The organism is Micromonospora sp. NPDC006766, assembly GCF_040636055.1.
Taxonomy (GTDB): domain Bacteria; phylum Actinomycetota; class Actinomycetes; order Mycobacteriales; family Micromonosporaceae; genus Micromonospora.
The window spans coordinates 28587-52643 of the sequence record NZ_JBEYIX010000042.1; the positions used below are offsets into that span (position 1 = coordinate 28587).

Genomic DNA, 24057 nt, shown 5'->3' on the forward strand with positions numbered 1-24057 from the left:
GAGGACGGCCCGGGGCATCTCGCCGGCCAGATGGAGCAGGGGCGGCAGTGCGGTAGCTGCTGGACTGGAGGCCGAGGCGTTGGAGCCGGTGAGTGATGGTGCCGGGCAGGACCGGCCGGTCAAGATGCGCGCTGGGAAACAGCCAGGGCCAGGGTCGGCGATCCGTTTGGCGACCCGGGCGGGGCGGGCGGTCAGCAGCGTGGCGACGTGGCGGGCGAAGGGCTGAACAGCCGCGACCGCACCTGATATGACCGCAGCGTCGCCCGACCGAACCCCCGCCCGCGAAGCTCCGCCCAGACCTCCTCCGCATCCGCCCGGCGTCCACACCCACGGATAGTCGTTGGTGAACTGCGCAAGCGGGGGAGGCGACGCGGGCCGGTCGGCCTGTGAGGATCGGCGAGTCTGGCCTGATCTCGGTCCCCGAGGCACGTACCTTGGTGGTAGTGAACGACGAGTCCGACCATCGCTAGTGCCGGCGCAGAGACAACGCCTCGCCTCCCGCGCCGACTGCTAGCGGACCGTGGAAAATCCTTGCTGACGGACAGTTGAGTCCCGGCTCGCGGACACCGGAATTCCTGGTGGGCGGTCAGGTGATCTCCGTCTCGACCTCGTTTTGTGGATCTCTCCGGCCGGTTGGCTGGCGGGTTGCTGACCTTGCCGTCGAACCGGACCGGAGAAACCGTGACCAAGTCTGACAGGGAGATCATGGAGATCTTGGAGGCGTACGACCTGACCGGGTGTGCGCATTCGGCTGGGCAGTTGGCCGGGTGTGATCCGAAGACGGTCCGCCGGTATGTGGCGCGTCGTGATGCCGGCGGTGGGGATCCGTTCGCGCGGGCGGTGCGGCCGAAGCTGATTGATGCGTTCCTGCCGAAGGTGGAAGAGCTCGTGGAGCATTCCAGGGGCAAGGTTCGGGCGGACAAGGTGCATGAGCGTCTCGTCGTGTTGGGGTTCGCTGGCACGGAACGCACGACTCGGCGGGCGGTCGCGGCGGCGAAGGAGGCCTATCGGGCGGGCCGGCGGCGCACGTATCGGCCGTGGGTGCCGGAGCCGGGGTTGTGGTTGCAGTTCGACTGGGGCGACGGACCTCGTATCGACGGCCGCAAGACGAGCTTGTTCTGCGCGTGGCTGGCCTGGTCCCGGTTCCGGGTGGTGATCCCGACCTGGGACCAGACGTTGGGCACGTTGATCGCGTGTGTGGACGCGACGTTGCGGCGTGTCGGTGGTGCGCCGACGTATCTGCTGGGTGACAACGCCCGCACGGTCACGGTCGAGCATGTGGCCGGGGTCGCGGTGCGGCATCCGATGGTGGTCGCGGCGGGCCGGCACTACGGGGTCACGGTGCACACCTGCGAGCCGTTCGACCCGGAATCCAAGGGCGGGGTGGAGGCCACGGTGAAGGTCGCCAAGGCCGATCTGGTGCCCACCGAGGCGAACCTGCGCGGCGAGTACGCCTCGTTCGCCGACCTGACGCGGCGTGTGAGGCGTGGTGCGAGCACATCAACGCCCGTGCGCACCGCGAGACCGGCGTCGCGCCGGTCGAGCGTCTCGCGGTGGAGCGGGCCCGGCTGCACGTGCTGCCGGCCGACCCGCACACGGCGGCGCTGGGTGAGGAACGCCTGGTCAACGACGACCAGACGGTGCGGTTCGGGTCGGTGCGCTACTCCACCCCGCCCGGACACGTCGACACCAGGGTGTGGTGCCGGGTCGTGGGTGACGAACTGGCCATCGTCGCCATGGGCCCGGCTGGTGCGGTCGAGATCGCCCGACACGCCCTGTCCACGCCGGGTAACCCGCGCATCCGCGACGCGCACTACCCGCACCATCCCGGCGGCAACCACCCGCGTCCGCCCCGTCCCCGGGCACGGACGAAGGCCGAGGCGGACTTCCTGGCCATCGGTGACGGCGCTCACCAGTGGCTGATCGAGGCCGCCGCGACCGGCGCCAGCCGGGTGCGGGCGAAGATGGCCCGCGCGGTCGAGTTCGCCGCCATCCTCGGCCCGGCCCGCGTTGACCAGGCCCTCGGCCTGGCCGCTGCCGCCGGCCGGTTCGGCGAGTCCGACCTGGGATCGATCCTGGATCACCTCGACCGCCGTGGACCCGCCAGCGATGTGGTCCACGCCGACGAGACCTACTCCGCACAGCCCGGCACCAGCGGCTGGGAACGACTCGGCCGATGACCACCCCGATGCCTGGACCGCTGCTTGGCCTGCACCGTGACGACGTCGATGACCTGGCGCATCTGCTCGGCCGCATCGAGGACTGGCTGCGTCACGCCGACCCCGACACCCGCGCCGACCTCGCCGCGTTCCTGAACGGCCCCGGCAACGGCGCCCTCGCCGCCACCGGTCTCCTCCACGCCCTGGACCAGCACACCCTGCAGCTGCGCCAGCTGCTACACGAACAGGACAACACACCCCGATGACTCGACCAACGACCCGACGAACCACCACACCAGCCGCCGCACCCGCGCTGCCCGAGGAACTGGACCGGCTCCTGCGCCGGATGCGGCTGCCCTACCTCCGACAAGCCGCCCCCGACGTCATCGCCACCGCGAAAGCCCAACGCTGGGACCCCGCCGAAGTCCTGCGCGTCCTGATCAACGAGGAAGTCATCGGCCGTGACGCCGCCACCCGACGGACGCGCCGCAAAACCGCGAACTTCCCCACCGGCAAAACGTTCAACACCTGGCGGCCCGACCAGTCATCGATCCCCGCCCCAACCCAGCAGGCCCTGACCACCCTGGAATGGATCAACCGAGCGGAGAACCTCGCCATCGCCGGCCCGTCCGGAACCGGCAAAAGCCACTTCGTCGAAGCCCTCGCCCACACCGCGATCGAAGCCGACCTACGCGTCGCCTGGTTCACCCTCGAAACCCTCACCGCCACCATCGGCCGAGCCAAAGCCGACGGCTCCACCGCCCGCACCGTCGCCCGCATCTGCCGCAGCGACCTCATCGTCGTCGACGACATCGGCATGCTCCCCGCCGGACAAGACGCCGCCGAAGCCTTCTACCGCATCGTCGACGCCGCCTACGAACGCCGCTCCATCGCCGTGACCAGCAACATCCACCCATCCGGCTTCGACACGATCATGCCCAAAACCCTCGCCACCGCGACCGTCGACCGACTCCTGCACCACGCCCACCTGATCACCACCGACGGCGACTCACACCGTCTCCAACAGGCCCTCGCCGGCAAAGGAGTGAAAGCCTTGACCTAACCCACCCACGGAGATCACCTGACCACCAGCACGGAATTCTGCTGTCCGCCCACACGGAGCTTCAAACAGGACTTCGTCCTGACCGTTGACACCATGGCCCTGATCAGAGGATCCCGCGAGCCGGCCTGGCGGGTCGTGCCGGTGAACAAGGCGTGGGACACCGCCGTCACGACGATCGATCCGTGCCTTTGGGCTGCTTCTGGGGCATGGTGCATAGCGGGCCCGAGGTTCTACTCTCTGCCCATGGCTGATCCACACAACGTGGTTGATGGCGACGTCAGCGCCGAGCGGCCAAGCGAGGGCTGGACCCCTGATCTTCGGGTGTCGGAGGATCTGACGCCGCTGCCTTACGTTGATCGGGCGCTGCCGATCCTCGGTCTGTTCGCCGGGCTGGTGGGGCGCGGAACCCTTGCCCGGTATCGGGTCGCGTTGCTGCGTGAGCTTGCGGCCCAGCCGCGAGCACGCATGAAGATTCGGGAGATCCAGGAGAGTATCGATTGGCTTGAGCCCGCGTCGGTGACCCGGTTGGTGCAGGATCTGCGCGGCACAGGCCTGTTGCTGCTTGATGCTCGGACGGGCAGCTACCAACTCGGCGCTGAGGCGCGGGTCGTGGCCGCGGTGTGTGGGGCCGTGACGGCGCCGACGGTCGATTACACGCAGATCATCAAGGTGCTCGCCGCGACAATGAGGCTGGCCGACGCGATGAATGTGCCTTCTGAGGCGGCATACGCGACGTTGCTGTCGGCGATCGCAGTGCTGGAGTTCGATTACCAAACCCTGCAACGGTTGCTAGACGACTACTCCGAGGACGCCCTGCTCGAGGCGGCCACGATGGCTGAGCGCCACATCGAGGACATGAAAGATCTGCTCGACGAGCAGGCCGGCATGTTCGTCCGGTTTCAGGAGGATCCAAGGTTTCTGGACCATGACCAGCGCGCGTATAACGTGATCGCCACGCTGGGACAGCTTTCCTCCGAGGTGGTACGGCTGCTGTCCCACCGTGCCGACACTCGGATGCGCGGCACCCTGCGGGTCAGCAGGCAGGATGTGCGGCGGCTCATCGGGGAAAGCACGTTGGACGAACTAGCGGCCCTTGTCGACGAACGTGTGCGGCTGGCAGTGTTCTTGCCTGCCGTCGACACAGTGGCTGCGTTCACGGCACTTGATGACTATCTCGGCCGAGCTCGCCGGCCGCCGACGCCACCGCCCGCGCCGCGGCGCTTGCCTGTGGAATCACCCGGTCACGCAGGCGCTGATCCGGTCCGTATCGCCGCCGACGCGTTAGTTGATCTGGCCACACAGGGTGAGGCAATGCTTGCCGATTGGGTTGTGCAAGACTCATGGCCGGGCGCGCTTTTACGGATGACCAGCGCGGTGGAGGCGTGGTCACGGCATGGGCCTTGCGGTGATGGCACCCTCAACGCAGTGCTGGAGGCGCGGCCCGACGTGGCCACAGTGAGGCGTGATGGAGTCGGCTGGATGTCGGTGACCACGGTGAGGCCGCCTGGCCAGGGTGCCGCATGACTCCGGTGGAGATCTGCCGCACCGTTCTGGCGGGGATTACGCCCGCTGCTGCCGTGCCAGAACTGGGCGACGATGACGTGCGCCGCGAAGTCAGCGTCCGGCTGCAAAACGCCGGATGCGAGCTGGCTTACTCACCGGTCTTCGATTGTTGGACCGCTCGTTTCGCCGGGCCGTTCCCGGACATCGACGCCGTCGACTCTGCCCACCCACTAAACAGCGCCGACCTGGCTGTCCTAGCCGCGTGCTGGCTCCATCTGCGGTTCCTTCCTGCTGAGAACACACGGCTCCTGCCAGCTGATGGCGAAGGCGACGCCTTGTTCGCATTGCCTCCGGCAGCGGAGAGCGGCTCGATCGAGTTCAGCGACTTGGCACAACAGTTCCCGACGTTGCCGCCACGAAACGTCGGCATCTCGGTGGGGAAGCTACGCAGGCTCAGGTACCTAGACCAGCGCGAAGGGCGGGTGTTTGCGGGACCGCTGCTCGACAGCCTCGACGACCTGCAGGCAGCAGAACAAGCGAGACGCTTGCTGCTGCGGCACCAACGGATGCGCCACCTCGCGGTGCCCGTGTTGAACGGGTACCCGGTCGGCAACGGCGCCAGCGGGGACAAGGCCGAAGGCAGGACGACCGATGCCACAGATTGAGGAGGTCCAGTTCGTCTACTGGGGATCGCTGCCGTCAGATCCAGTGCCGCTGGCGGCCCCAGGGATCACGGTGGCGATCGGGCCCAACGGAGCAGGCAAAAGCTGCTGGCTCGACGGTCTGAAGTTACTTCTCGGCGTTAGCGACCTGTCTGGAAATCGAACACCGGGAAGTTACATCTTCGACGGCGGGCCCGGTGGCATCGCAGCCGATCGGGCATGGCTGCGCGCTACCTTTGCCAACCCCTTGGTCCGGGGAGCCAGACATCGGGTGTTCGCCTACGCTGGCGGTGGCTGTGAGAACGCTGAACATGTAACGGTGGTCTGCCGGGTTGCGGGCAACACGCGCTCCTACCTCGTGCTGCCAGGCCGCGTAGTGTGGGGCGTTGAGCAGCCGCTCGAAACTGACTTGGAACAGCTGGATTCGCAGACTCCGGTCACACGGTGGCGCGGTCCGCAGCAATACGATCAGCTGCTCGACCGAGCTGGCGTGAGCAAGGCGCTGCGCGGCGTGCTCGCTCTGCCTCAAGGCGAAACAGACCGGCTCACAAAGGAAACGCCGGCCGGGCTCATGCGGCGCTTGCTGGACTTGACCGGCAGGCAGGTCACGCTGAATGAGTTCCGAGCGGCGCGCAAGACGTACGAAACAGCCCGCGCCGCGCACGAAAGCGCACGCCAAAAGTTTGAGTTGGAGCAGGCCCACCTCAAGCTCCTTGAGCGGAGGGTGAGACAGCACCGCGACTGGCAGGGTACGCGCGACGCGTTGGCTGAATTGGACGGCCTGTTGCTGCCCGCTGCCCGGCACTTTCGATGGCAGGACGAGGTAAAGGGGCTAAAGGACCGGATCGCTGCAGAGAAGGCGACCAACCAGAAGCGCAGCGAGCAGGTTACGTATCTGACGGAGCAACACGGCCGTAAGGCAGACGAGCAAGCGGAGCGGACCAAGGCTCTGGTCAGCCTGGAGTTGAAGCTGGAGCAGAAGGAACAAGACAAGTCGTTTGCCGACAGCACGTGCGGATCGTTGCATGAGGGGGCACGGCAGGCGAGACGTCGGTTGGTGGCCACAGCCGCGGCCGTGGGGACCGAAACGCTAGCTGACGCGGCGGCTGCTGTGGCAGCGGCCGAGGAGGCGCTGGCATACGCGCTGGCCACCGGGTCTGCGGCAGCTAGTGAGCTTGCTGCCATCGGCGAGGAAGAAGATCACCTCCTGGCCGGCGGGAGCCTAGCGCCAATGCAGGTAAGGCAGTTTCATTGGAGGCTCATGGACGCTGGCGTCGCGTCACTCGTCGTGGCCGATGTGCTCACCGCATCGTCACATGCGGAGGCGGCCCTGGCACGCGCTGCACTGGGCGACGCCGCACTAGCCGTCGTCGTGGCCGCGAAGGACTATCGCCGTGCGTGCGAGTTGGCCTCGGCCATCGAGTACCCGTGGCCCATCGTTCAAGCAGGCTCGGGCACGGCTGAGGGCGTGCTTGCGGCGGTTTCCGGCCCGCCAGACGTGGGCGCGCTGCTTGAGCATCTGGATGCGATGCCCGCCCAGGACGCCGTGGCGGCGCTCGAGCTCATTGTCGTCGGGTCGCATGCCGTCACCGGTGATGGCATGCGATTCGGCCCTTTGATGTCCCAGTGGCGAGGTTCCGGTGGTCATCTGTTCGAGCCTGACGCACGGGAGGCCACACAGGTCCGACTTCAGGACCGATCGCAACGCCTCAGGGAACGCCTCGATGTGCTGGAAGAGCAGCTGCCCGGCCTGCGAGCGACGCTGAGCGAGCGCTACGCCGTTCGAGACGCGCTGGAGCAGCTCGAACGGCATCGCCGTGAATTCAAGGACGCATGCGCCCAGTTGGCCAAAGCATTGGCCCAGCGGCACGACGCATATGAGCAGCACGGCAAGCTAAGAAGACAGGTCAGGGAAACTGAGCTTGCCATTCGGGGAGCAGACGCCGATCTGAAACAGCGCGCCGCTCAACTGGAGGAGCTAAAACAAGCGATCAGCAAGGCCAACGGCGACATTGACCAAGTTGAACGTGATCGCCTCAACGCTGAGATGGCACTGTCGCAAAACACTCTGCCACAGGCCTTCGGCGAGAAGGAGATGCTCAGGCTTGAGCCGCTAGAGCAGCTTGAGCTACAGCGCCAACAAAGGGCCAGCGACGTAGCCAATCTAGAGCGCTACCCCGAGGACGTACGCGATCCGGTTATAGTCTCACAGCACGCCGACGAGCAAGCGCGTCTGGCTGAAGTAGCCGGCATGCTGGACGGTAAGCAGGAAGAACTCGAACGCCACCAAGCCGTCGTGGAGGAGGCCCGGCTCCGCTACGACGAGCACGTTAAGGCAGTTGTCCGGCTGCTGAATGCAGAGTTCAGCAAGGTGTGTGCCGCAGCCGGTAGCACCGGGGAAATTGTGCGGGTGCCAGGAGACCAACAGCACGAATTCGGTGTCGACATCGTGGTCGCCCACAAGGCCGGCGAAAAGCCGCTGTCCTACCGCAACGACCATCATTCCGGCGGGCAGCGAACGAAAATCGCGGTTCTTCTCTTGCTCGCCGCGATGGGCTTGGGCGGCGCGGCTGACCTCTTGGTCGTTGACGAGCCTCACGCACACCTCGATGCGACCAACCGGCTCCAGATCACCGAACTCATGCGCAGTCTCGGCGACCGGGTTCAGTTCATCTTGGCGTCACCCACCGACGGCAAAGATAGCGACCAGCCCGAGTGGTGCGACCTGCAGCTTGCCTTCCTGCCGCGGCTCGCCCAGGAGCCATACAGTCCCTCAGTGCGTGTCATGTCGCGCCTAGACGCCGACCAGTTCGAAGCACGGTTCGCCGCATCCCAGCAACCATTGATCTGACAAGAGAATGAAGCGTGGACGGTTTTCAGCAACCTGAATCTGACGGGGTCCGCCTTGGTCGGCGCCTCGCGCATGGCCGTCGTGTAAAGGTGGCAACGGCGCCTGAGGAGTCGGCCACGATTCTGGGTCGGCTGGACCCGTCCGCCGCCGCAGCGGCAAGGCTGCTACTAGCCCGGGCGTTGAAATCCGAGACCATCACCGGGGTTTTGGTGAAGCCGCACGAGGAGCAGGTTGCGGCGGCCCTGGCCTCGTGTGGGGTCCTCCGCCTAGAGGAGCGCGTCAACGGCAGCGCTGCGGTGTACCACTGGCGACCGTACCGGGTGCGTATCGCCGACGGGCGACGGGACGAGGTGCGCCAGGCACTCGGCAAAGCCGATCCCGATCTGACTCGTCACGCCCTGAGCGCCGCGATCATTGGCACAGCAGAGCTCGCCGGCGAGCACTTGCTCTTGGTGGGCCAGGCAGCACGCTCACCGTTACGCCCCCCGCATGGATCAGCGACGGGTGCGACCCAGTGGACCGTTTATGAGGCCGCCCTTCGCGCCGCCGTCGGCTGGTACCGCGCCCGAGCCGCGAACAGCCCTGTCTCCGCACGGGAGCTTGCCGCCACTACGCTGGGCTCGTCGAAGGCATGGACACCAGCGCGCGAAGTCGCCTTTGCCCGCCTCATCAACATGAAGTTTGAAGACGCGGTCGAAACGATCGAGCCGGGCGTGCGCTTGCGCGGACCGTTACTGTGGTCAGCTGGGACAACGATCGTGGACGCCGCGATCGCCACGCCATGGGCCGCGATCCCGGCACGGAGCGCCCAGCAGATTGGCACCCTTGACGTCACCGGTGTCCGCGGCGTCCTCATCGTGGAAAACCTCGACACCTTCGAAGCCATCTGCCGGCACTCCGTGGTGCACGAACGATGGTTATGCCTGTGGGGAAGCGGATACGTCAACGACAGCCTCATCGGCTTGGTGCAAACAATCAATCGTCCGCTGGCGTGCTGGTCCGACCTTGATGCGCATGGCGTAGCTATCGTGGGCGACATTCAACGCCGCTCTGGCTTGACGGTCCATCCGGTCTTCATGGACGTAGAGCTTCACAGCGAATCGGCATTTCTTCTGCAAGACGATGAACAAAGACGCAAAGCCCGCCGCCTCGCGCAGGACGGGCACCCGCAACTACGTGAGCTGGCTGACAGAATCGCGGCCAACGGGCTGGGCCGGGAGCAAGAAACGATGCATCACCTCATTCCAAAACTCGGCGCCCGCTTGGCAGGCCTGGAAATTTCCACACGGGGCCAGTGATTTCCACTTCAGTAGTGCCGGCTGGCGTGTCCACCGCGTCGACGGGCGTCGCCACTGAAGAAGACATCCCGGCAACCCGCGCCCAGCAGCGAGGCGATCGCCAAAAGATGTCTGAGCTGGCCAATGCCGTTCTGCTCAGCATTGGAGCCAGCCGCATCGTGGACCGGCCCTGGCTCTCTGACTGGCAAGGGGTCATGGCCGTCGTGGCGCCGAGCGGACCCGCGGAAATCATCCAGCGTGTCCGGCAGGCGGAGGCACGCCGCGTGGTGGCAGCGAGCGGGCTCGGAGGAGGGCTTGTCGTACCTGCTCAGCGGCGGCGTCTCCGTAACTGCACCGCCCGATCTGCCAGTTCTTCGGCGACATTGCCAAGGATCGGGGGTTCGCCGCCGTCGTCGCAGCACGATGGCTTCGTCCGTTTACCCACCGGGGGATTCACCCCTACCAGTCGGTATAGCGCCGTGTACACGTCCATGCCGGGGTCGCTGCTGTCATGCGGGCCCACAAGTAGGAGCCATGCCCGGTTGACACTCTCAAATGCAACGACGATCCGGAGCTGGCCAGGCCCGGGTAGGTGCTTTACGCAGATGCGCTGTAGCGGATCATTACCTGTCAGGCGGTAGCCGAGAGCGCCGCACCCGCGAGCCTTCAGGTCTCGAAAGAACTCCTTGACTCGCTCTCGCTGCTTGTCATGTAAGGCTCTGTATTGCTGCTCCGCTAAGTCGGTGAAGACGGTTTGGGTGGCCACGGTGCCACCCTAGTGATTAACAACCCCTGCCGCTCGCCGGGGTCGGTCCAGTTAGTCCAGCTCGTCCGGATCAAAGTCGGTGCCCTGGCTGCGGCCCATTTGCTCTAGGCTCGCCCGCAGATCGTCGCGCTCAAGTAGCGCACGGTCGGATAGCTTGTACCAGACTGCTTCAAGCAGGTTGCGGTCTTGCCCGATCGCGCGTAGGTCACGCACGAGATGCAGCACGTCATGGATGCGGTGAGGGTCCAACAGAAGGCGCTTTGCCTCGATTTGTGCTGGTGTTAGCACCCCCTGTCTGGCCCAGGCTCGGACAGTGGGCTCGCTAAGCTCCAGCAAGCGGGCGGCAACGGAAGCTCTGACCGGGCCGACGGTGGCTAGAGCCTGGCGGGCAGCGTTCAGGAGCTTGGCCCTACGATCGTCGTCTTCGTCAAATGTGTCGGCGACCTCTTCGATCGTCTCAATGTGTTCGAAAGTGTTCTTGATGCGCGTCTCTTCGGCGGCGACAGACATGGCTCCCTCCCTGCTTCCGAGTATGCGCCACTTTCTCGAAAGTCGCCAGCCGTTGTGGGGAAGCATGGAGTTTCATACCCCCTCAAGGGGTACATAACACCCAAGTTCAAGGCTCTACGGCAGGGTCAGGGCCCGACCCGGCCTCCTGGTCATCCACGACCATCGCCGCTGCCGACCTGCTACCGAAGGGGGTTGGGCAGGCCCGCCGACTGGCTCCGCCCCTCATCTGAGGAGGCTTCTTGGCCGGGTGGTGTGGGGCCGGGGTGGACGCTCCTATTGTTCGTCAAGTGGTGTCGTGGATGACTGGCTGAGCCCGTAGAGCTCGTTGAGGTCGAGCAGGTGGTGGCCGAGTACCGATGCTGTTCGGAGGTTGAGCACGAGCGCCATGAACACGTTCGGGGTCCCGGACGCGATGAGGACGTGCTGATGGATGCCGTCGGGCATCTGCCAGACGTTCGTCACCTCCTCGCGGCTGAAGTCGTGGCCGGCGAAGTGATCGTGGGGATGGCGTCGTAGTAGGGCCAGAAGTCGAACGGAGGACGTTCATCGACGTCGACTGGTGTTGGCGGTGTCCCAATCGTGGCGGTGAACTCGTCTGCCGTCAGTAGTCGCACCGGGCCATGGTGCCTGTTCTGTTGGGCGTGGTGCGAGGTGGGTGAAGGCTTCTCTCGCGATGTAGCGCTTGAGGCATCGCATGATCTCGGTCTTCGTCTTGCCCTCCGCGGTTCGGCGGGTGACGTAGTCCTTGGTGGGCTGGTGGCAGCTCATGCGGACCAGCGTGATGCGCCAGAGGGCGCGGTTGGCTTCGCGGTCACCGCCACGGTGTAGGCGGTGGCGGTCGGTCCGTCCGGAGCTGGCAGGGATGGGGGCGACGCCGCAAAGCCGGGCGAAAGCCGCTTCGGAGTGCAAGCGGTGAGGGTTGTCGCCGGCGGGTGACGAGGAGTTGTCCAGCGGTGTCCACATCGATGCCAGGCAGCGCGACCAGCTCCGGGGCGGCGGCGGTGACGAGGGTGGCCAGGTGGCTGTCGAGGTCGTCGATCTCGGCCTGAAGGGCGAGCCAGCGTCGGGCGAGGCTGCGCAGCGCGAGCTTGGTGGCGGTCGCCGGATCAGATACCGTGCCAGGCCTCAGAGCGGCGCAGACGCGGATGCGTTTCTTGCCGGCCAGCCGCGCACCAGCTGTCTCACGGGTTCGGGCGCCGAGACGATGAGGGCTTCGACTTGATCTCCGGCTTGAATCCGAGCCTTCATCGCTCCGCGGCGGGCGACGCGCAGAGCCCGGATCATTTCGACCTGGGCGTGACGGGTCTTCGGGGTGCCGCTGGCTCGGCCGGACAGGACCGCTCGGGCGGCGGACTCGGCGTCGATGGTGTCAGTCTTGCCGATCCGGCGGCGGGTGGAGCGGTCCGGGCGGCCGACCTCGACAACGACAGGCCGTAGTCCGCCAGGAACCGCAGCAACCCGGCGCCGTAACTACCGCTGCCTTCCAGACCAACCTTGACGATCGTGTCGAAGGATTCTGCCCATGTGGCGAGCTGCGCGTAGCCGCGCATCGTCGTCGGAAAGCTTCTGGTGGCCAACACCCGACCGGTCTTGTCCAACACCGCCGCGACGTGCACGTCCTTGTGCGTGTCGACCCCGACGGTCACGTCCTGGTCCTCGTTCACGCTGCCTCCTACCTGCTGCATTGACGGCAAGGCTCGACCACGGAGCACGAGGGGAACGCGGGACAGAACGGGGATGAGGGACGAACCCGAGCTCCTAATCATGTCACCACGCCGGCCCGTGCAGGTGCCGAGAGAGGTGTCCCCGCCAACCGGGTCGACGGGTCCACATGAGGGCACGGAGCCAGTTCAAAGTCGGGTCAGGCCTGGCCGGCGGGGGACACCCTCCCAGAATCCCCGTTCAAAGTTCCCCGATCGGCGGCTGAGGCGGTGGAATCTTGCCTTCCGGTGAGTCGGCGTCGGTGGCCGCCGATGCGGTGTCGCAGGTGGCAGTTTCGTGTTCTTCCCCCTGCCTGGCGGGTTCCAAAGCCCTGCCACATATCCTGAGCTGGGTTTATGCGGCTCGTTCATACTCATGATCAGGCCGCCGAGGACGCTCTGGACGGCCTTGGCGACGACGAGTGGACCATTCGGACAGGCGCGCACCCGATACGGCACTGGCGGTTTGTCAGGAGCCGTGGTGAAGATGAGCAGTCCGGCGGCGGCCGGCCGTTCCGGGGTGGCTCGCCAGCCATAGAGGCGCTCGCTGTGGCTGGCGGCGCCCTGGCCGCAGGACGTCGCCATGTCGCCGATGAGGACCAGGGCCGCCCGGAGGATGTGGTCTTGTTGGCGGCAACCGATAGCCTCCCACCAAAGACGTGAAAGGGATGGCGATGGACCTTCGTGACGTTGGGCTTGGACGGCTGAAGGGCGTTGCTGACGCCGCTGGACGGATGGTTGCCGACAGCACGAGCACCGCGTGGCAGCTTGTCGCTGATGCTGCTGGCGATGCCCAGGAGAGAGTGAAGCAGTCCGCCGAGCAGGTGCAGACGAAGGTCGCAGAAGTCACGGACAGCCTGTCGGCGTGGTCGTCCCGCAACACCGCTGATCTCGGCGACTTGTCCGCGCTCAGCGTCGACGGGAAGTTGCTCTATTGCCGCGTGTTGGTGAGCTTGGCGCTGGTCGACGGCCTCCTCGATCCTCGCGAGATCGCGAATCTGTACTTGTTCGCATCGACGATCGGTCTCGACGGCGAAGCGCGATCGGAGTTGCGCAGGGAAATCACTGGGGCGCAACGCGATGCTGCCAGGGACGCAGGGGTCCCCGACACCACGGTGGAGCTGGCCAGGGAATTGCACGACCTCCTCGAGGAGGATCAGCGCGAGCCGGTGTTCACGGTGCTGGTGCGCGATCTGATGCGGATTTCGCGTGCCGACAGGCATGTTGCGGACGTTGAGCGTGAGCGGATCGTGCTGGTCGCAGGACTCGTGTTCGCCGAGTCAGCTGACCAGGTCGTGGAGGCGACCGAACGGTTTGTGATTGCGGAAGAGGATTTCGCTTCTGGCAAGATCACGACCAGCCAGTTGGAGACCACCACCAAGGACATTGCTGCCAAGGCGGCTGCGTTCGGTGCCCCGATCGCCGCGGTCAGCCTTGCTGGCAGCGTCTCCGGCCTCAGCGGGGCGGGAATCACCTCCGGTCTGGCCGCCCTGGGGTTCGGCGGCTTGCTGGGCTTGAGCGCGATGGTCACCGGGATCGGCACCGTCGTGATTCTCGGCGTCGCGGTCCATCAGGGGGCGCGTTGGGTGCTGGCCACCAACGAGCGTGAACGAGAGAATCGGCGCGAGCATCTGATTCAGCAAGTCATCAAGAATCACCAGCAGGCGATGGCCGAGCTCACCGACGACATCGCGGGGCTCGCTCACCGGATGGAGGCCTACCTCACCCAGACCACGAGGAACGAAGAGCGACTCGCCACGCTCAGGGCTGAGTTGGCCGCCTTTCAGTTGGCCCTGGTGAATCTGCAGACCAGCCAGGAGGCCTTCGAACGGCGGGAGCCCCTCCGTGTCGAGTGACCAGCTTTCGGCTGCTGCCACGGTCGTGGCTTACCAGGCCGTCACGCTGACCGAACTGCGGGGCTTGTTCGACCAGGTGGAATTCGACCTCAAGGATGTCCTCGAACGCGAACTTCGCGTCAGCGACACCCTGGACTCGGTCGAATCCGAGTTCGACGCGGTGCGCGCCCGCCTCCAAGCAATGGGCGTCCCCGTACCAGCCCAACAGTCCCAGTCGATCGCAGCGGCCACCGTGAGTGTCGAGACACCGAGGTACCCCCGTTACACCGTACCCATCGTCCCGACTGATGGCGACTTCGATCAGCTCGTCAGGCTTGCCGAAGCCCGGTTGGATCTGCTGGGTATCGATCTCACCCGGGACCCGCTCCAGCAGGTTCTTCCCCCCGGCCAGATAGCCCGCAGCCTCCGCAGCTACACCGAGGAACATGGCGACGTCAGCTGGGACAAGACCGACTGGACGGTCGTCCTGGTTGCCGGAGCCCTCGCGACCCTCCTCGACGTCATCCTCGTCCGCATCCCCCAGGATTCCACCTTCCTAGGCAAACAGCAGACGGGATCGCCCCTCACCAAATGGCTCCAGGAACGTGACCGCGCCAAAAACATCCACAACCACTTCTTCAAGAGGTTCGAGAAGCTGGCCAAAGTGCCCTATGACGCCCCCACCACGAAGGCCACCGAGGGCCTCGTCAGCGGCATGCGGCCGGATACCCATCGGCTCCAGAGCCTCGGCCACGATCCGACCTTGGGTTTCCTCGTCGGCGTGGCCGATATCATGCGCGGCACCGGCACCTACATCGACAAGGCAGGGAAACTGATCCAGGTCCCAACCAACGCCACCCCGATCGACCTGATCAACGCTCTCATCACCCAAGTGCGCCATCTGCTCTCGGACGTCTACACCCCTGCCGGCCTGCAGCCTCCGTTCTTCAGCCTGCTTCAACTCGGACAGATCAATTCCCCATTCGCATTGAGCCCCTGCGGCATCAAGGTGCCCTGGACCGACGTCGCCCGCTACATGTATACGAACGGCTATGACCTGCGCCATTTCTTCACGATGGGCATCACTCCTGGCGTCGTGTCCGCGATCATTCGCGGCTACTGGCTTCTCAAGAGCTATGCCGCCGGCGGTACCGCAGCGCAACGGAAGCTGGAGCAGGCCAAACTCACCTCCATGTTGCTGCTCGGGCACACCATCGCCACCTCGGGCACGCTTCTCAAGACCGGGCTGCTGTTTGGCATGAACCCGGCCGCCCTCAACTACAACCAGATTCTCGCCATGGCGCCCGCCACCATCGCCTGGTTCAAAGAAGCGATCGCCCGCGACCATCGAATCAATCAAGCCCTAGAGAAGCAATGGGAATTGCTCCTCACCGAATCCGAGGGGCAATCGTGATGAGCGAGCCGAGGAGCCTGGGCAGACTGTTAATCTGACTGTCTTTACATCGGCTTTCATCTAGAAGAATCCCGCACAGGTCCAGGCAGCCGGGATTCCTCGTCTTCGACCGCTGCAGCCTACGCGGTCGACCGCGGCTACCAGTTGACCGCCGTCGCGCCGGCCGGCGGAGCGCTGCGTATGGTCCTTGACGGACACGCCGACCTGCTTATCGCCGCCGCCCTGGATGACCTGCCGCAGGTCGAGGTCGCCGACACCCCCCGGCCCGTGGTCCCGCGGCAGCGCACCGCCTCCGACGACGTGGTGCCGCCGGGAGTGATACCGCCCGCCGGGCTCCACGCCGACGCGCCCCAGGTGCGACACGTGACGTACGCGGTGAGCGTTGAATCGCCGAACGTGAGCGTGGTTCCTTGACGTGGTGCACTGGGTGCTCATACGTTGACCTTCCCGGTCATCGATCGTCGTGCCTGGTAGAGGTTGATCTCCGCCGCGACACGATGGGGCCGTCGCGCCCGCGGGTCGTGCCCTCGACCATCCCGCAGCTCCGCGACGTCGACCTTTTGAGTTTCATGGAGGAGAGCAACCTCAGCATGAAGTACGGCTACGCCCTGTCCGCCTTCCGAGTGCGTCCGCACGGCGGCGACCCCCAGCCCCTCGGTTCGTTCGACGGCACCACCGATGCCTTGCCCATCCTCTACGGGGTACTGCGCGGCCTTGCGGGACAACCCGTGTCCGAACGTCAGCGCCACCTCAGCGTGAAGAGCGTCGAACCGGCCGGCCGCGCCGTACGGTTCTCCGTCAAGGTTGGGAACAGCGGTCAACGGTCGGAGTTCTACGACCGGGACGATGATCAGACAGTCGTGTTCCACCGGGACGACCGGCACATCGAGCACACCACGTTGAGGGGCTTGCTGTTGGCTCCCGCCGACTCGACAACCGGTCTGCTCGCGCTAGAGGTGCAAGGCCGGGTGGGCGCCAAGACCCTGCTTGGTCCCGCATTGTCGAAGCGTTTTCGGCACTTCAGCGACGGCTACATCCTCGACATCGCGTCGGTGGTCGACGAGGAAGGGCTAGCCAGGCTGCTCGCCGAGGCCCAGGCCCACCAGATCACGCTGCGGCGCGCCGGTCTGCCCCAGGACGTCGCCGACGCGGTGGAGATGTCGGCACAGGACGCGGAAACCGGCAAGCTGGAACTGAAGATCACGCCCGGGAAGATCAAGCAGTTCCAGCGAAGCCTGGTGGCCAAGCTGCGCGGCGAGGACGACACCGCCCGCCGGCGGTTGCTCCATGTCACCGGCGTCGACTTCGATGAGTTGAGCGTTGTCATGACCGTCGGCGAGCGGAGCACGACGTTGACCGTGACGGCAGAGCGCGTCCCGTCCTTCGTCTACGACCTGCCGGGTCGCGAGAAGCCCGACGACAGCCGGTTCTACGGCGAGGTGACGAGAACCATCAATGAGATATCGACTGCGGTCGGTGTTGTTGTCAGACCCGAATGGGACACTGGCAAGTGGTCGGGGGAAGCGCTGGAGGCCCGGCTCACACTGCCGCAGGAGGAGCTGATCCATGCGACGGACGGAGAGCAGTAAGTTTTCAGCCCTCGTGCTGGTTCAGGACCACTACGACACTCTGCGCAACTACGGCACCAAGCGGCGCCGCCCCGCGGACTACCTCGTCTACCTCGGTGGCCCGGCACTGATCGCAGGTTGTGTGTGGTTCTTCGACGGCAGGGCGCGCAACGTGCCCGACGTGCTCGCGGCCGTTGCCATCCTCACCGGGCTGATCTTCAACGTGTTCGTGCTGATCTTCGATCTCACCGCCCGCGCGACCGATATGCTGCCGTCGCACGCACGCGAGTTCGTTGATCAGTTGGCGGACGAGCTACGGGCCAACGTCAGCTACGCCGTCCTGGTGGGCATCGTCCTGACCGGCTTGCTCGGCGGCGTCGTGATGTTCACCGACACCGACAAGCCGCTGGGCCGGGTGTTCACGCTGGTGGTGGTGTTTGCCGGCGTCCACCTGCTCCTGACCATCTTCATGATTCTCAAGCGGGTTCGTGCGATGTTCCGTTCGTTCCGGGCGCGCCATGAGGAACCCATCCCGTAGCGCCTGCGAGCGCACCTGCGACAGGGGGAAACCAGCGGGCACCCCCTCTCGTGCTCCTGGCTTCGGAGGATCGGCCGATTCGAGCGTGACGTGCCTGGTGACCATTGACGGCTGCGAGTACGGTGCGGGAATGCACTTCGGGTTCCGGCTCCCCGGGTCGTTCCGGGTCGGGATCTCTGACAAGGGTCGCGTCACGGCCGGCGCGAGTTTCGGCCCGTTCTCCGTGTCCGGCGGCGTCGGCGGTGCCCAGTGCACGCCCCAGGGTGTGTTCTACCCGGGCCTCAGCCTGGAGGCGTTCGCAGCCCAGGCCGAGGCGGCCGGCTTCTCGACGCAGTCACCCCCGGCACGTCCGCGGTCGTCGAGCGGCGGTGGATGGCCATGCGGGCAGCGGTCATCGCCGGCCGGGGCCTGATGGTGCGGCGCAGCTGGTCGACCTGCCAGATCCTCGCGCTGATCGGCGCCGTGCTGCTGGTGCTGGCAGCCTGCCGCGGCCCCGGCATCTACAGTACGGTCACGAACTCCACAACATCCTGAGGCCATGGGGCAGACGTGAGCTCTCTGCTCGGCGGAACGCAGTGCTGGAGCTGCCGCCACCACCGTTTCGGTCGAATCACCAAGCGGTACCGGTCCCGCCTTCTGCGCGGCGTTCCCCGACGGCATCCTGCGGCCGATCTTCTTCGGCAGCGCGGGCCACCGGCAGCCCTACCCGGGCGACCACGGCATCCGCTGGGAGTCCAACGGTCAGCCGTACCCCTCGGAGTGGGACGCCCCGCCCTCCTAATCGAGGCGCGGACCGAGAGCGGCAGATTTGCGCCCTCGGCTCCTCTGCGATCACCAGTCGGCCTGCTGTGACCTTGCGGTGTATGCCTCGCGGCCGTCGGACTAGCCCTGGTTCCAGCCGGCCGTGTAGCCCTCGGCCCAGGCCGTGAGTTCAGCGTCGTTGGCCGGTACCCAGCGCGGGCTGACGCGTGCGCGCAGCGAGCGCAGCGCCGTAGGGTCGGTGCCGAGAGGTACGACAAGATCGGCGACCCAGGTGCGTCAGGAGACGCACCTGTCGGTGCCCTCCCGTACCGTGAGCGCCATGAGTGAGGAGACGGAGCGCAGACTGGAAGAGGCCCGCGCGCGGGCATCGCAGGCAGGCGCTCAGGTAGAAGGCCGCAAACGGGAGTTCCTGGACACCATCGCCAGTGACATTCCCGCACGCATCGAGAAGTTGGCCAAGGGCACCGCGCATGCCCAGCCCGACGTGAGTAAGGCGCTGGGGAAAGACGGGCTCAGGAAGCTCCGAGATGAACTGCGCGATCAGGCCATGGAGCTGGCGACCGAGGTCTGCGGCTCGACTGACAAGATCAAGTGGCCGAAGCCTCAGTCGGAATTCTCCTCCGTCTCAAGCCGGCACCTACACTCGGCGCTCTTTGACTTCCTCTACCCCCGGTGCAGGAGCCTTGCGGCGATCTTCAAGCGGTACGGCTTCAACGTTCACGACGACAACGCGCAGCACGCGCAGGGCCTGGTCACGCCTCAGAGTCACTTGTATAGCGAGACGGAGCAGGCCGCCCAGTTCACGGCCCTCGCTGAGGCACTGAATGTCCTCGCCGAGCAAGAGCGGGCGCTCGCGAAGGCGCAGGTGGCGTACGACCGAGACGTGGTCGACTCCCTGTGGGAGGACGACTAGCTCTCCGGCCGCAGCTTCGGCTCGGCGGCCCGGCGGGGGAAACACCTGCTGGAAGAACGCGTTCACCGACGGCACTGCCAGGACACGGGTGATGGCGCCGGCGACAGCGAGGATCGCCGCGGCCCACGCCTACCGCTCGATACCAGCCGCCTTCGCCGCCTCGGGCAACATGACCGCGACGGGCGGGATGTACGCGACGGTGGTGCACAGCACCGCCGCCACGGGTGCCGAGCCTGGGTGGTGGTGGCGGGGTCGGCCATTGATCGCCCCTCCGCGATGGGATCGGATGTGGTCGTCGAGGCGGGTCTCCACCCCGCCGAGGCGGGCCTCTACGCGGTTGATCGCGTCGCGCAGCGTCCCGCCGCTGTTCGGGTGCAGCTCCGTCTCAATCCGCCGCAACCGCTCCGGAACACCGGGCACGGCGTCGCGGCCCGGCCGGGCCGGCGTGCCGTACCAGTCCTGCCTGAATTCATCGTTTTGCTGCGAGAGGCGGCGCAGCGGCCGGCCCACCATCACGGCCAGGGTGCGGGAGACCTTCGCGCTGCGCGCGGTCAGTGTCCTCGAGCTCGCCGCCGAGGCGCAGGGTCGCCCAGGCCGGGCACAGGAGGAGGCCGCCTGGCGGGTGGTGGCCAGCGTCGGCGAGGCCCCGCCGTGCAGCCCCAGCGCGGGAGAGTCCACCGTGCCGGTGGACGAGCGGCTCACCGTCGTGCTCTGCGGTCGGCGTCTCGAAGCCGCCGACCGGCAGGTGGTCGAGGCGTTCGCCGCAGAGGCCGCCGTCGCGCTGCGCCAGGAACGCCTCGCCGAGGAGGCCGCCGCCGCCCGGCCGCTCGCCGAGGCCGACCGGATGCGCACCGCGCTACTCGCCGAGGTCAGCCACGACCTGCGTACACCCCTCGCCTCAGCCAAGGCCGCCGTGTCCAGCCTACGCAGCCACGACATCGAATTCGACGCCGACGACCGCGAGGAACTGCTCGCCACCGCCGACGAATCACTCGACCGGCTCGGCCGCCTGGTAGCGAACCTGCTCGACATGAGCCGCCTCCAGGCCGGCGCCCTCGGCGTCACCCCCACCTCGATCGGACTGGAGGACGCCGTACCCCGGGCCCTGGACGAACTCGGCCCGGCCGCCGACGTCGTCACCGACATTCCCGCCGACCTGCCGGCCGCCACCGCCGACCCCGGCCTGCTGGAACGGGTCCTGGTCAACATCGTGGCCAACGCCCTGCGGCACAGCCCACCCGGCCAGCCACCCACCATCACCGCCAGCGCCCACGCCGGCCAGGTCGAGCTGCGGGTCATCGACACCGGCCCCCGGCATCCCTGAAGACCAGTGGGAACACGTCTTCCTGCCGTTCCAACGCCTCGGCGACCGCGACAACACCACCGGCGTCGGCCTCGCACTGTCCTTGTGGACTCACCGAAGCAAGCGGCAGCGTCGAGGCGGCGAGGGCGAGAGCATCACAGGCAGCGGTCCCTGGCGGCACCCTCGCCCTACGACTCATCGACCTGGACCGCACCAACGGGCTCGTGCGCCTGACCGAGAAGAACGGCATTCTACGGTGGCAGCCGATCACTCTCGACTCGCCGAGCAACTACGCGCCCACGCCCACGACCACGGTGCCGTCCGGCCCACCGATCGGCTGCTGCGCTACCGCGATGGTCGGCCGATCAGCAGCCGCCGCTACGACCACCTGTGGAAACGCATCGGGGAGCGCCTGCCCTGGGTCGCCGTGCAAGGCATCTCCACCCACTGGCTGCGGCACACCACCCTCACCTGGTGTCGGCGTACGGGTGAACGTGCCCAGCCGCGTACAACCGAACGAGGCCAGTCCGCCGTACCTGCCCACGCCCTTCACAATCAGGAAGACTTCGACATTGATCAGCTGATGCGGGGCCTGCCATCGGGCCCGGCGAGGGAGACCACGCTCGCGCTCACCCGACCGGCCAGCGTCGACGCAGCCCTCGACGAGCACCGCGGCAGTGGGTCGAGACCAAGCCGACCCGCACCGCAGCCGCGCAGCGGCGAGGAGCGGAAGCGGCGCGGTAGTAGGGGCTATCCGCCTGCGTTCACGGCAACGATGTGCCCCAGGCAGGGTCTGGGCCGTGGGTAGGACGCTGGCCCTGTTCATCCGTACCTACCTGGTCCCGTTCACCCGTACGCCGACACCTGGGTGGAACGGCACTTCGGCTACGGGGTAGCCCGCGCCTACGCCGGCCACACCGACAGCCCCGGATCCTCCACCACCACCTACATCAAAGCCGATCTCAACGATGTGGCCGTCACGCTGTCGGCGATGACCGGACAGCCGCACCCCTTTGCCGTGGCTCGCGAGGCCATCGCCGCCCCAGCGAGAGGCACGCCTGCGTTGCCCTGGTCCATCGACGGGGCCTGCTTCGTGCGGCGCAATGGGTAAGCAAATTCACCATCGCGCCGCACGGCGCGGCTCACGCAGTCCTCAAGGTGCCGGCTATTCCGCCGTCTCAACTGTTTCGATTCCCTGGAAAAAGGGAACAGGACCGGTTGCATTACCCGCCCGACAACGTACTTCTGCCCAGCTCAGGCATGTAGTGTTACGCATCGTGAAGTGCTAGGCTTAATCGCATGAGCACCCATTTTTGTGCGTGGGTGCTACGCGTGGGGGTTCATCCCCCCTCGGACACCACTCTTCGTGCCAGATCACGGGAGCTCACCACCCTGGTGGCTCCCGATGAAGGCGCCGCGTAGCAGCCGTGCACACATCGACGATCAGGGCTCTCAACGCCACGCGCTGAGGCCGCGCGAACGGCTGCGGCGGTCACCATGACGGCCGCCCGGCAACCGCCCCGCCGACGCCTTGGCGAGCAGCTGATCAGCGCGGTCATCCCCACCCCGCTTCCTCGCCCGGCACCGCCCTCGGCTCCGATGCCGGCGCTGCCCGCAGCCCGCCCACCTGCGCGGGAACCGGTCGACGACCTCGTCTTCGACGTGGCCCGCCCGGACGCCGACGGCCGGGTAGCCGCCCGGGCGTTGCTGCGGGCGCTGGGCTGGCCTGCCGGTCACCGCCTCCACATCGACGTCACCGACGGCCTTCTTCTGATCACCGCAGCACCCGACGGGACGCACGTCGTCGGGGCCCGCGGGGCACTACCCCTGCCCGCCGCGGCCCGGCAGATGTGCGGCATCACCTCGCACCAGGTGGTGCTGCTGGCAGCGATCCCCGCGCGCGATCTGCTCGTCGTGCACCCCTCGAACACCATCACGCGACTCCTCGCGGACCTGCACGCCGCCGTCCTCGGGGACTACTCTCATGCCGGCTGACGTGTCACGCATCGCCACCGCCCAGCAGATGCTCGCCCACCTCGGCCTCACCCCGGCCGACCTCGCCACCCAGCCGGACACCTCCGGCCGCACGATGCCGACAGTCGCCGAATACCTGCCTCGCGTCGCGGCCGCGGCCAGCCCGGGCACCCGCCGCACCTACGGCACGTACTGGAACCGCATGGCCTCAATGCTGGGCCAACTGCGGTTGGACGAGGTGACTGCCAGCGACATCGAGGCCCTCATGCGGCAGGTCACCGCCAGCGCCCGGTCCCGACGCACGGGCCGCCAGGGTCGCCATGCAGGGGAGCACGTTATTGCCGCTGCCCGCGCCGTCTACCGCCGTGCCATCGCCGACGGCTACCTCGCCGCCGCGGACAGCCCGGCGCACCGGGTCGTTAAGCCGCGCCGGCTACCCAATCCCCGCCGCGCGCTCACGCCCGAGGAACTGCAGGACATCAACGTGGTCGCGCGTACCAGCGGCAACGATGTCGTCCTCGACGCCTTGCTGCTGCGGCTGCACACCGAAACCGCATGCCGCCGCGGCGGCGCCCTCGCGCTGCGCCTGGTCGACCTCGACACTCGTCACTGCCTGGTCCGCCTCACGGAGAAGGGCGGCACCCTGCGCTGGCAACCCATCACCCCGATCCTGGCCGTCCGCCTTCAGGAGCACGCCCAGGCTCGGGGCGCGGTCCTTCCCACCGACCGGCTGTTGCGCTACCGCAACGGCCAGCCGATCAGCAGCCGCCGCTACGACCACCTCTGGAGACGCATCGGCGAGCGCCTGCCATGGGTCGCCGCGCAGGGCATCTCCACCCACTGGCTGCGGCACACCACCCTTACCTGGGTAGAACGCCACTTCGGCTATGGCGTAGCCCGCGCTTACGCCGGCCACACCGACCGCCGTGGGCCCGCCACCACCACCTACATCAAGGCCGACCTCCACTCCGTCGCCACCGCCCTCGCGGCCATGACCGGCCAGCCCCACCCGCTCGCCGCCTTCACGCCTACACCCGATAGGTAGGCGACGGTCGTGCAGTCAGTGCATCGGCCGTTACCCCCGGATCCTGCGCCCGCAGCCCCCGATCGGTAACACTGCGTAACTGGTGCGCGCCACTTCGGCGAACACTCTGCATCCGGATCTGCTTGATATGCAGGTAATCCTCGTTGACCCATTGCCAGTATTGGTGGTGGGTTCGATGGAGAGGTTCCTGTATGTCTCCCTGGATCGATCTTTG

The 24057-nt window shown here is 66.7% G+C and carries 20 protein-coding genes and 3 pseudogenes; 18 read left to right on the forward strand and 5 right to left on the reverse strand.

Annotation, left to right across the window (positions count from 1 at the left end):
- Window positions 1-705: 705 nt before the first annotated feature.
- The 7 genes and pseudogenes from istA (at window position 706) to ABZ671_RS25280 (ending at window position 9536) form a co-directional block, all read left to right on the forward strand.
- A pseudogene (gene istA / locus ABZ671_RS25250) lies at window positions 706-2180 on the forward strand (IS21 family transposase).
- On the forward strand, window positions 2177-2425 hold the full coding sequence (locus ABZ671_RS25255; protein WP_357862496.1) for a hypothetical protein: 249 nt from the start codon (window positions 2177-2179) through the stop codon (window positions 2423-2425). The pseudogene istA and the gene ABZ671_RS25255 overlap by 4 nt, the downstream one beginning before the upstream one ends.
- Window positions 2422-3222, forward strand: a complete 801-nt coding sequence (gene istB, locus ABZ671_RS25260) for an IS21-like element helper ATPase IstB (protein WP_357862498.1) — start codon at window positions 2422-2424, stop codon at window positions 3220-3222. Before ABZ671_RS25255 ends, istB begins: the two co-directional genes overlap by 4 nt.
- Window positions 3223-3465: 243 nt before the next feature.
- Entirely contained in the window at window positions 3466-4746 is a 1281-nt protein-coding gene (locus tag ABZ671_RS25265; RefSeq protein WP_357862500.1) for a hypothetical protein, read from the forward strand.
- Complete coding sequence (locus ABZ671_RS25270; RefSeq protein ID WP_357862502.1) at window positions 4743-5390, forward strand: hypothetical protein; 648 nt, start codon at window positions 4743-4745, stop codon at window positions 5388-5390. The genes ABZ671_RS25265 and ABZ671_RS25270 overlap by 4 nt, the downstream gene beginning before the upstream one ends.
- Window positions 5377-8238, forward strand: coding sequence for a hypothetical protein (locus ABZ671_RS25275; protein ID WP_357862504.1), 2862 nt, complete (start codon window positions 5377-5379; stop codon window positions 8236-8238). The genes ABZ671_RS25270 and ABZ671_RS25275 overlap by 14 nt, the downstream gene beginning before the upstream one ends.
- A 179-nt stretch (window positions 8239-8417) precedes the next feature.
- Window positions 8418-9536, forward strand: coding sequence for a Wadjet anti-phage system protein JetD domain-containing protein (locus tag ABZ671_RS25280; RefSeq protein ID WP_357862506.1), 1119 nt, complete (start codon window positions 8418-8420; stop codon window positions 9534-9536).
- 796 nt (window positions 9537-10332) lie between these two features.
- Here the strand turns inward: ABZ671_RS25280 and ABZ671_RS25285 are convergent.
- From ABZ671_RS25285 to ABZ671_RS25295, 3 genes and pseudogenes are all read right to left on the reverse strand, one after another.
- Complete coding sequence (locus ABZ671_RS25285) at window positions 10333-10791, reverse strand: hypothetical protein (RefSeq protein WP_357862508.1); 459 nt, start codon at window positions 10789-10791, stop codon at window positions 10333-10335.
- Window positions 10792-11064: 273 nt separating this feature from the next.
- Window positions 11065-11253: a hypothetical protein gene (locus tag ABZ671_RS25290; protein ID WP_357862510.1), complete on the reverse strand. Its 189-nt coding sequence runs from the start codon at window positions 11251-11253 to the stop codon at window positions 11065-11067.
- Window positions 11254-11457: 204 nt separating this feature from the next.
- Window positions 11458-12476 (reverse strand): annotated as a pseudogene (locus ABZ671_RS25295) (IS110 family transposase); the annotation flags it as partial.
- Window positions 12477-13150: 674 nt separating this feature from the next.
- On the opposite strand from ABZ671_RS25295, the gene ABZ671_RS25300 reads away from it, so the two are divergent.
- The 7 genes from ABZ671_RS25300 to ABZ671_RS25330 all read left to right on the forward strand — a co-directional run bounded on the left by ABZ671_RS25300 (window position 13151) and on the right by ABZ671_RS25330 (window position 19521).
- On the forward strand, window positions 13151-14347 hold the full coding sequence (locus tag ABZ671_RS25300) for a TerB family tellurite resistance protein (RefSeq protein ID WP_357862512.1): 1197 nt from the start codon (window positions 13151-13153) through the stop codon (window positions 14345-14347).
- Window positions 14337-15740, forward strand: a complete 1404-nt coding sequence (locus tag ABZ671_RS25305; protein ID WP_357862514.1) for a hypothetical protein — start codon at window positions 14337-14339, stop codon at window positions 15738-15740. The genes ABZ671_RS25300 and ABZ671_RS25305 overlap by 11 nt, the downstream gene beginning before the upstream one ends.
- 180 nt (window positions 15741-15920) lie before the next feature.
- Window positions 15921-16154, forward strand: coding sequence for a hypothetical protein (locus tag ABZ671_RS25310; protein ID WP_357862516.1), 234 nt, complete (start codon window positions 15921-15923; stop codon window positions 16152-16154).
- A 176-nt stretch (window positions 16155-16330) separates the two neighbouring features.
- Entirely contained in the window at window positions 16331-17329 is a 999-nt protein-coding gene (locus tag ABZ671_RS25315) for a hypothetical protein (RefSeq protein ID WP_357862518.1), read from the forward strand.
- The gene (locus ABZ671_RS25320; RefSeq protein ID WP_357862520.1) at window positions 17307-17846 is read left to right on the forward strand and encodes a hypothetical protein; all 540 of its coding nucleotides are present in this window, start codon (window positions 17307-17309) and stop codon (window positions 17844-17846) included. The genes ABZ671_RS25315 and ABZ671_RS25320 overlap by 23 nt, the downstream gene beginning before the upstream one ends.
- 378 nt (window positions 17847-18224) lie before the next feature.
- Window positions 18225-18380 (forward strand): hypothetical protein, encoded by a 156-nt coding sequence (locus tag ABZ671_RS25325; RefSeq protein WP_357862521.1) that lies wholly within the window; start codon window positions 18225-18227, stop codon window positions 18378-18380.
- Window positions 18381-18927: 547 nt separating this feature from the next.
- Window positions 18928-19521 (forward strand): hypothetical protein, encoded by a 594-nt coding sequence (locus ABZ671_RS25330; RefSeq protein ID WP_357862523.1) that lies wholly within the window; start codon window positions 18928-18930, stop codon window positions 19519-19521.
- A 129-nt stretch (window positions 19522-19650) separates the two neighbouring features.
- On the opposite strand, the gene ABZ671_RS25335 is transcribed toward ABZ671_RS25330, so the two are convergent.
- Entirely contained in the window at window positions 19651-20034 is a 384-nt protein-coding gene (locus ABZ671_RS25335; protein WP_357862531.1) for a hypothetical protein, read from the reverse strand.
- 7 nt (window positions 20035-20041) lie between these two features.
- Between ABZ671_RS25335 and ABZ671_RS25340 the strand changes: the two are divergent.
- Window positions 20042-20930: pseudogene (locus tag ABZ671_RS25340) on the forward strand (ATP-binding protein); the annotation flags it as partial.
- Between the two features lie 183 nt (window positions 20931-21113).
- On the opposite strand, the gene ABZ671_RS25345 reads toward ABZ671_RS25340, so the two are convergent.
- A complete protein-coding gene (locus tag ABZ671_RS25345) occupies window positions 21114-21494 on the reverse strand; it encodes a hypothetical protein (protein WP_357862533.1) in 381 nt (126 codons plus the stop codon).
- A gap of 198 nt (window positions 21495-21692) precedes the next feature.
- Here ABZ671_RS25345 and ABZ671_RS25350 point away from each other — a divergent pair, with 198 nt between their 5' ends.
- From ABZ671_RS25350 to ABZ671_RS25360, 3 genes are all read left to right on the forward strand, one after another.
- Window positions 21693-21935: a hypothetical protein gene (locus tag ABZ671_RS25350; RefSeq protein WP_357862525.1), complete on the forward strand. Its 243-nt coding sequence runs from the start codon at window positions 21693-21695 to the stop codon at window positions 21933-21935.
- 386 nt (window positions 21936-22321) lie between these two features.
- Window positions 22322-22819, forward strand: coding sequence for a hypothetical protein (locus ABZ671_RS25355; RefSeq protein WP_357862527.1), 498 nt, complete (start codon window positions 22322-22324; stop codon window positions 22817-22819).
- A gap of 1 nt (window position 22820) precedes the next feature.
- Window positions 22821-23843, forward strand: a complete 1023-nt coding sequence (locus tag ABZ671_RS25360; RefSeq protein WP_357862529.1) for a site-specific integrase — start codon at window positions 22821-22823, stop codon at window positions 23841-23843.
- Window positions 23844-24057 lie beyond the last annotated feature (214 nt).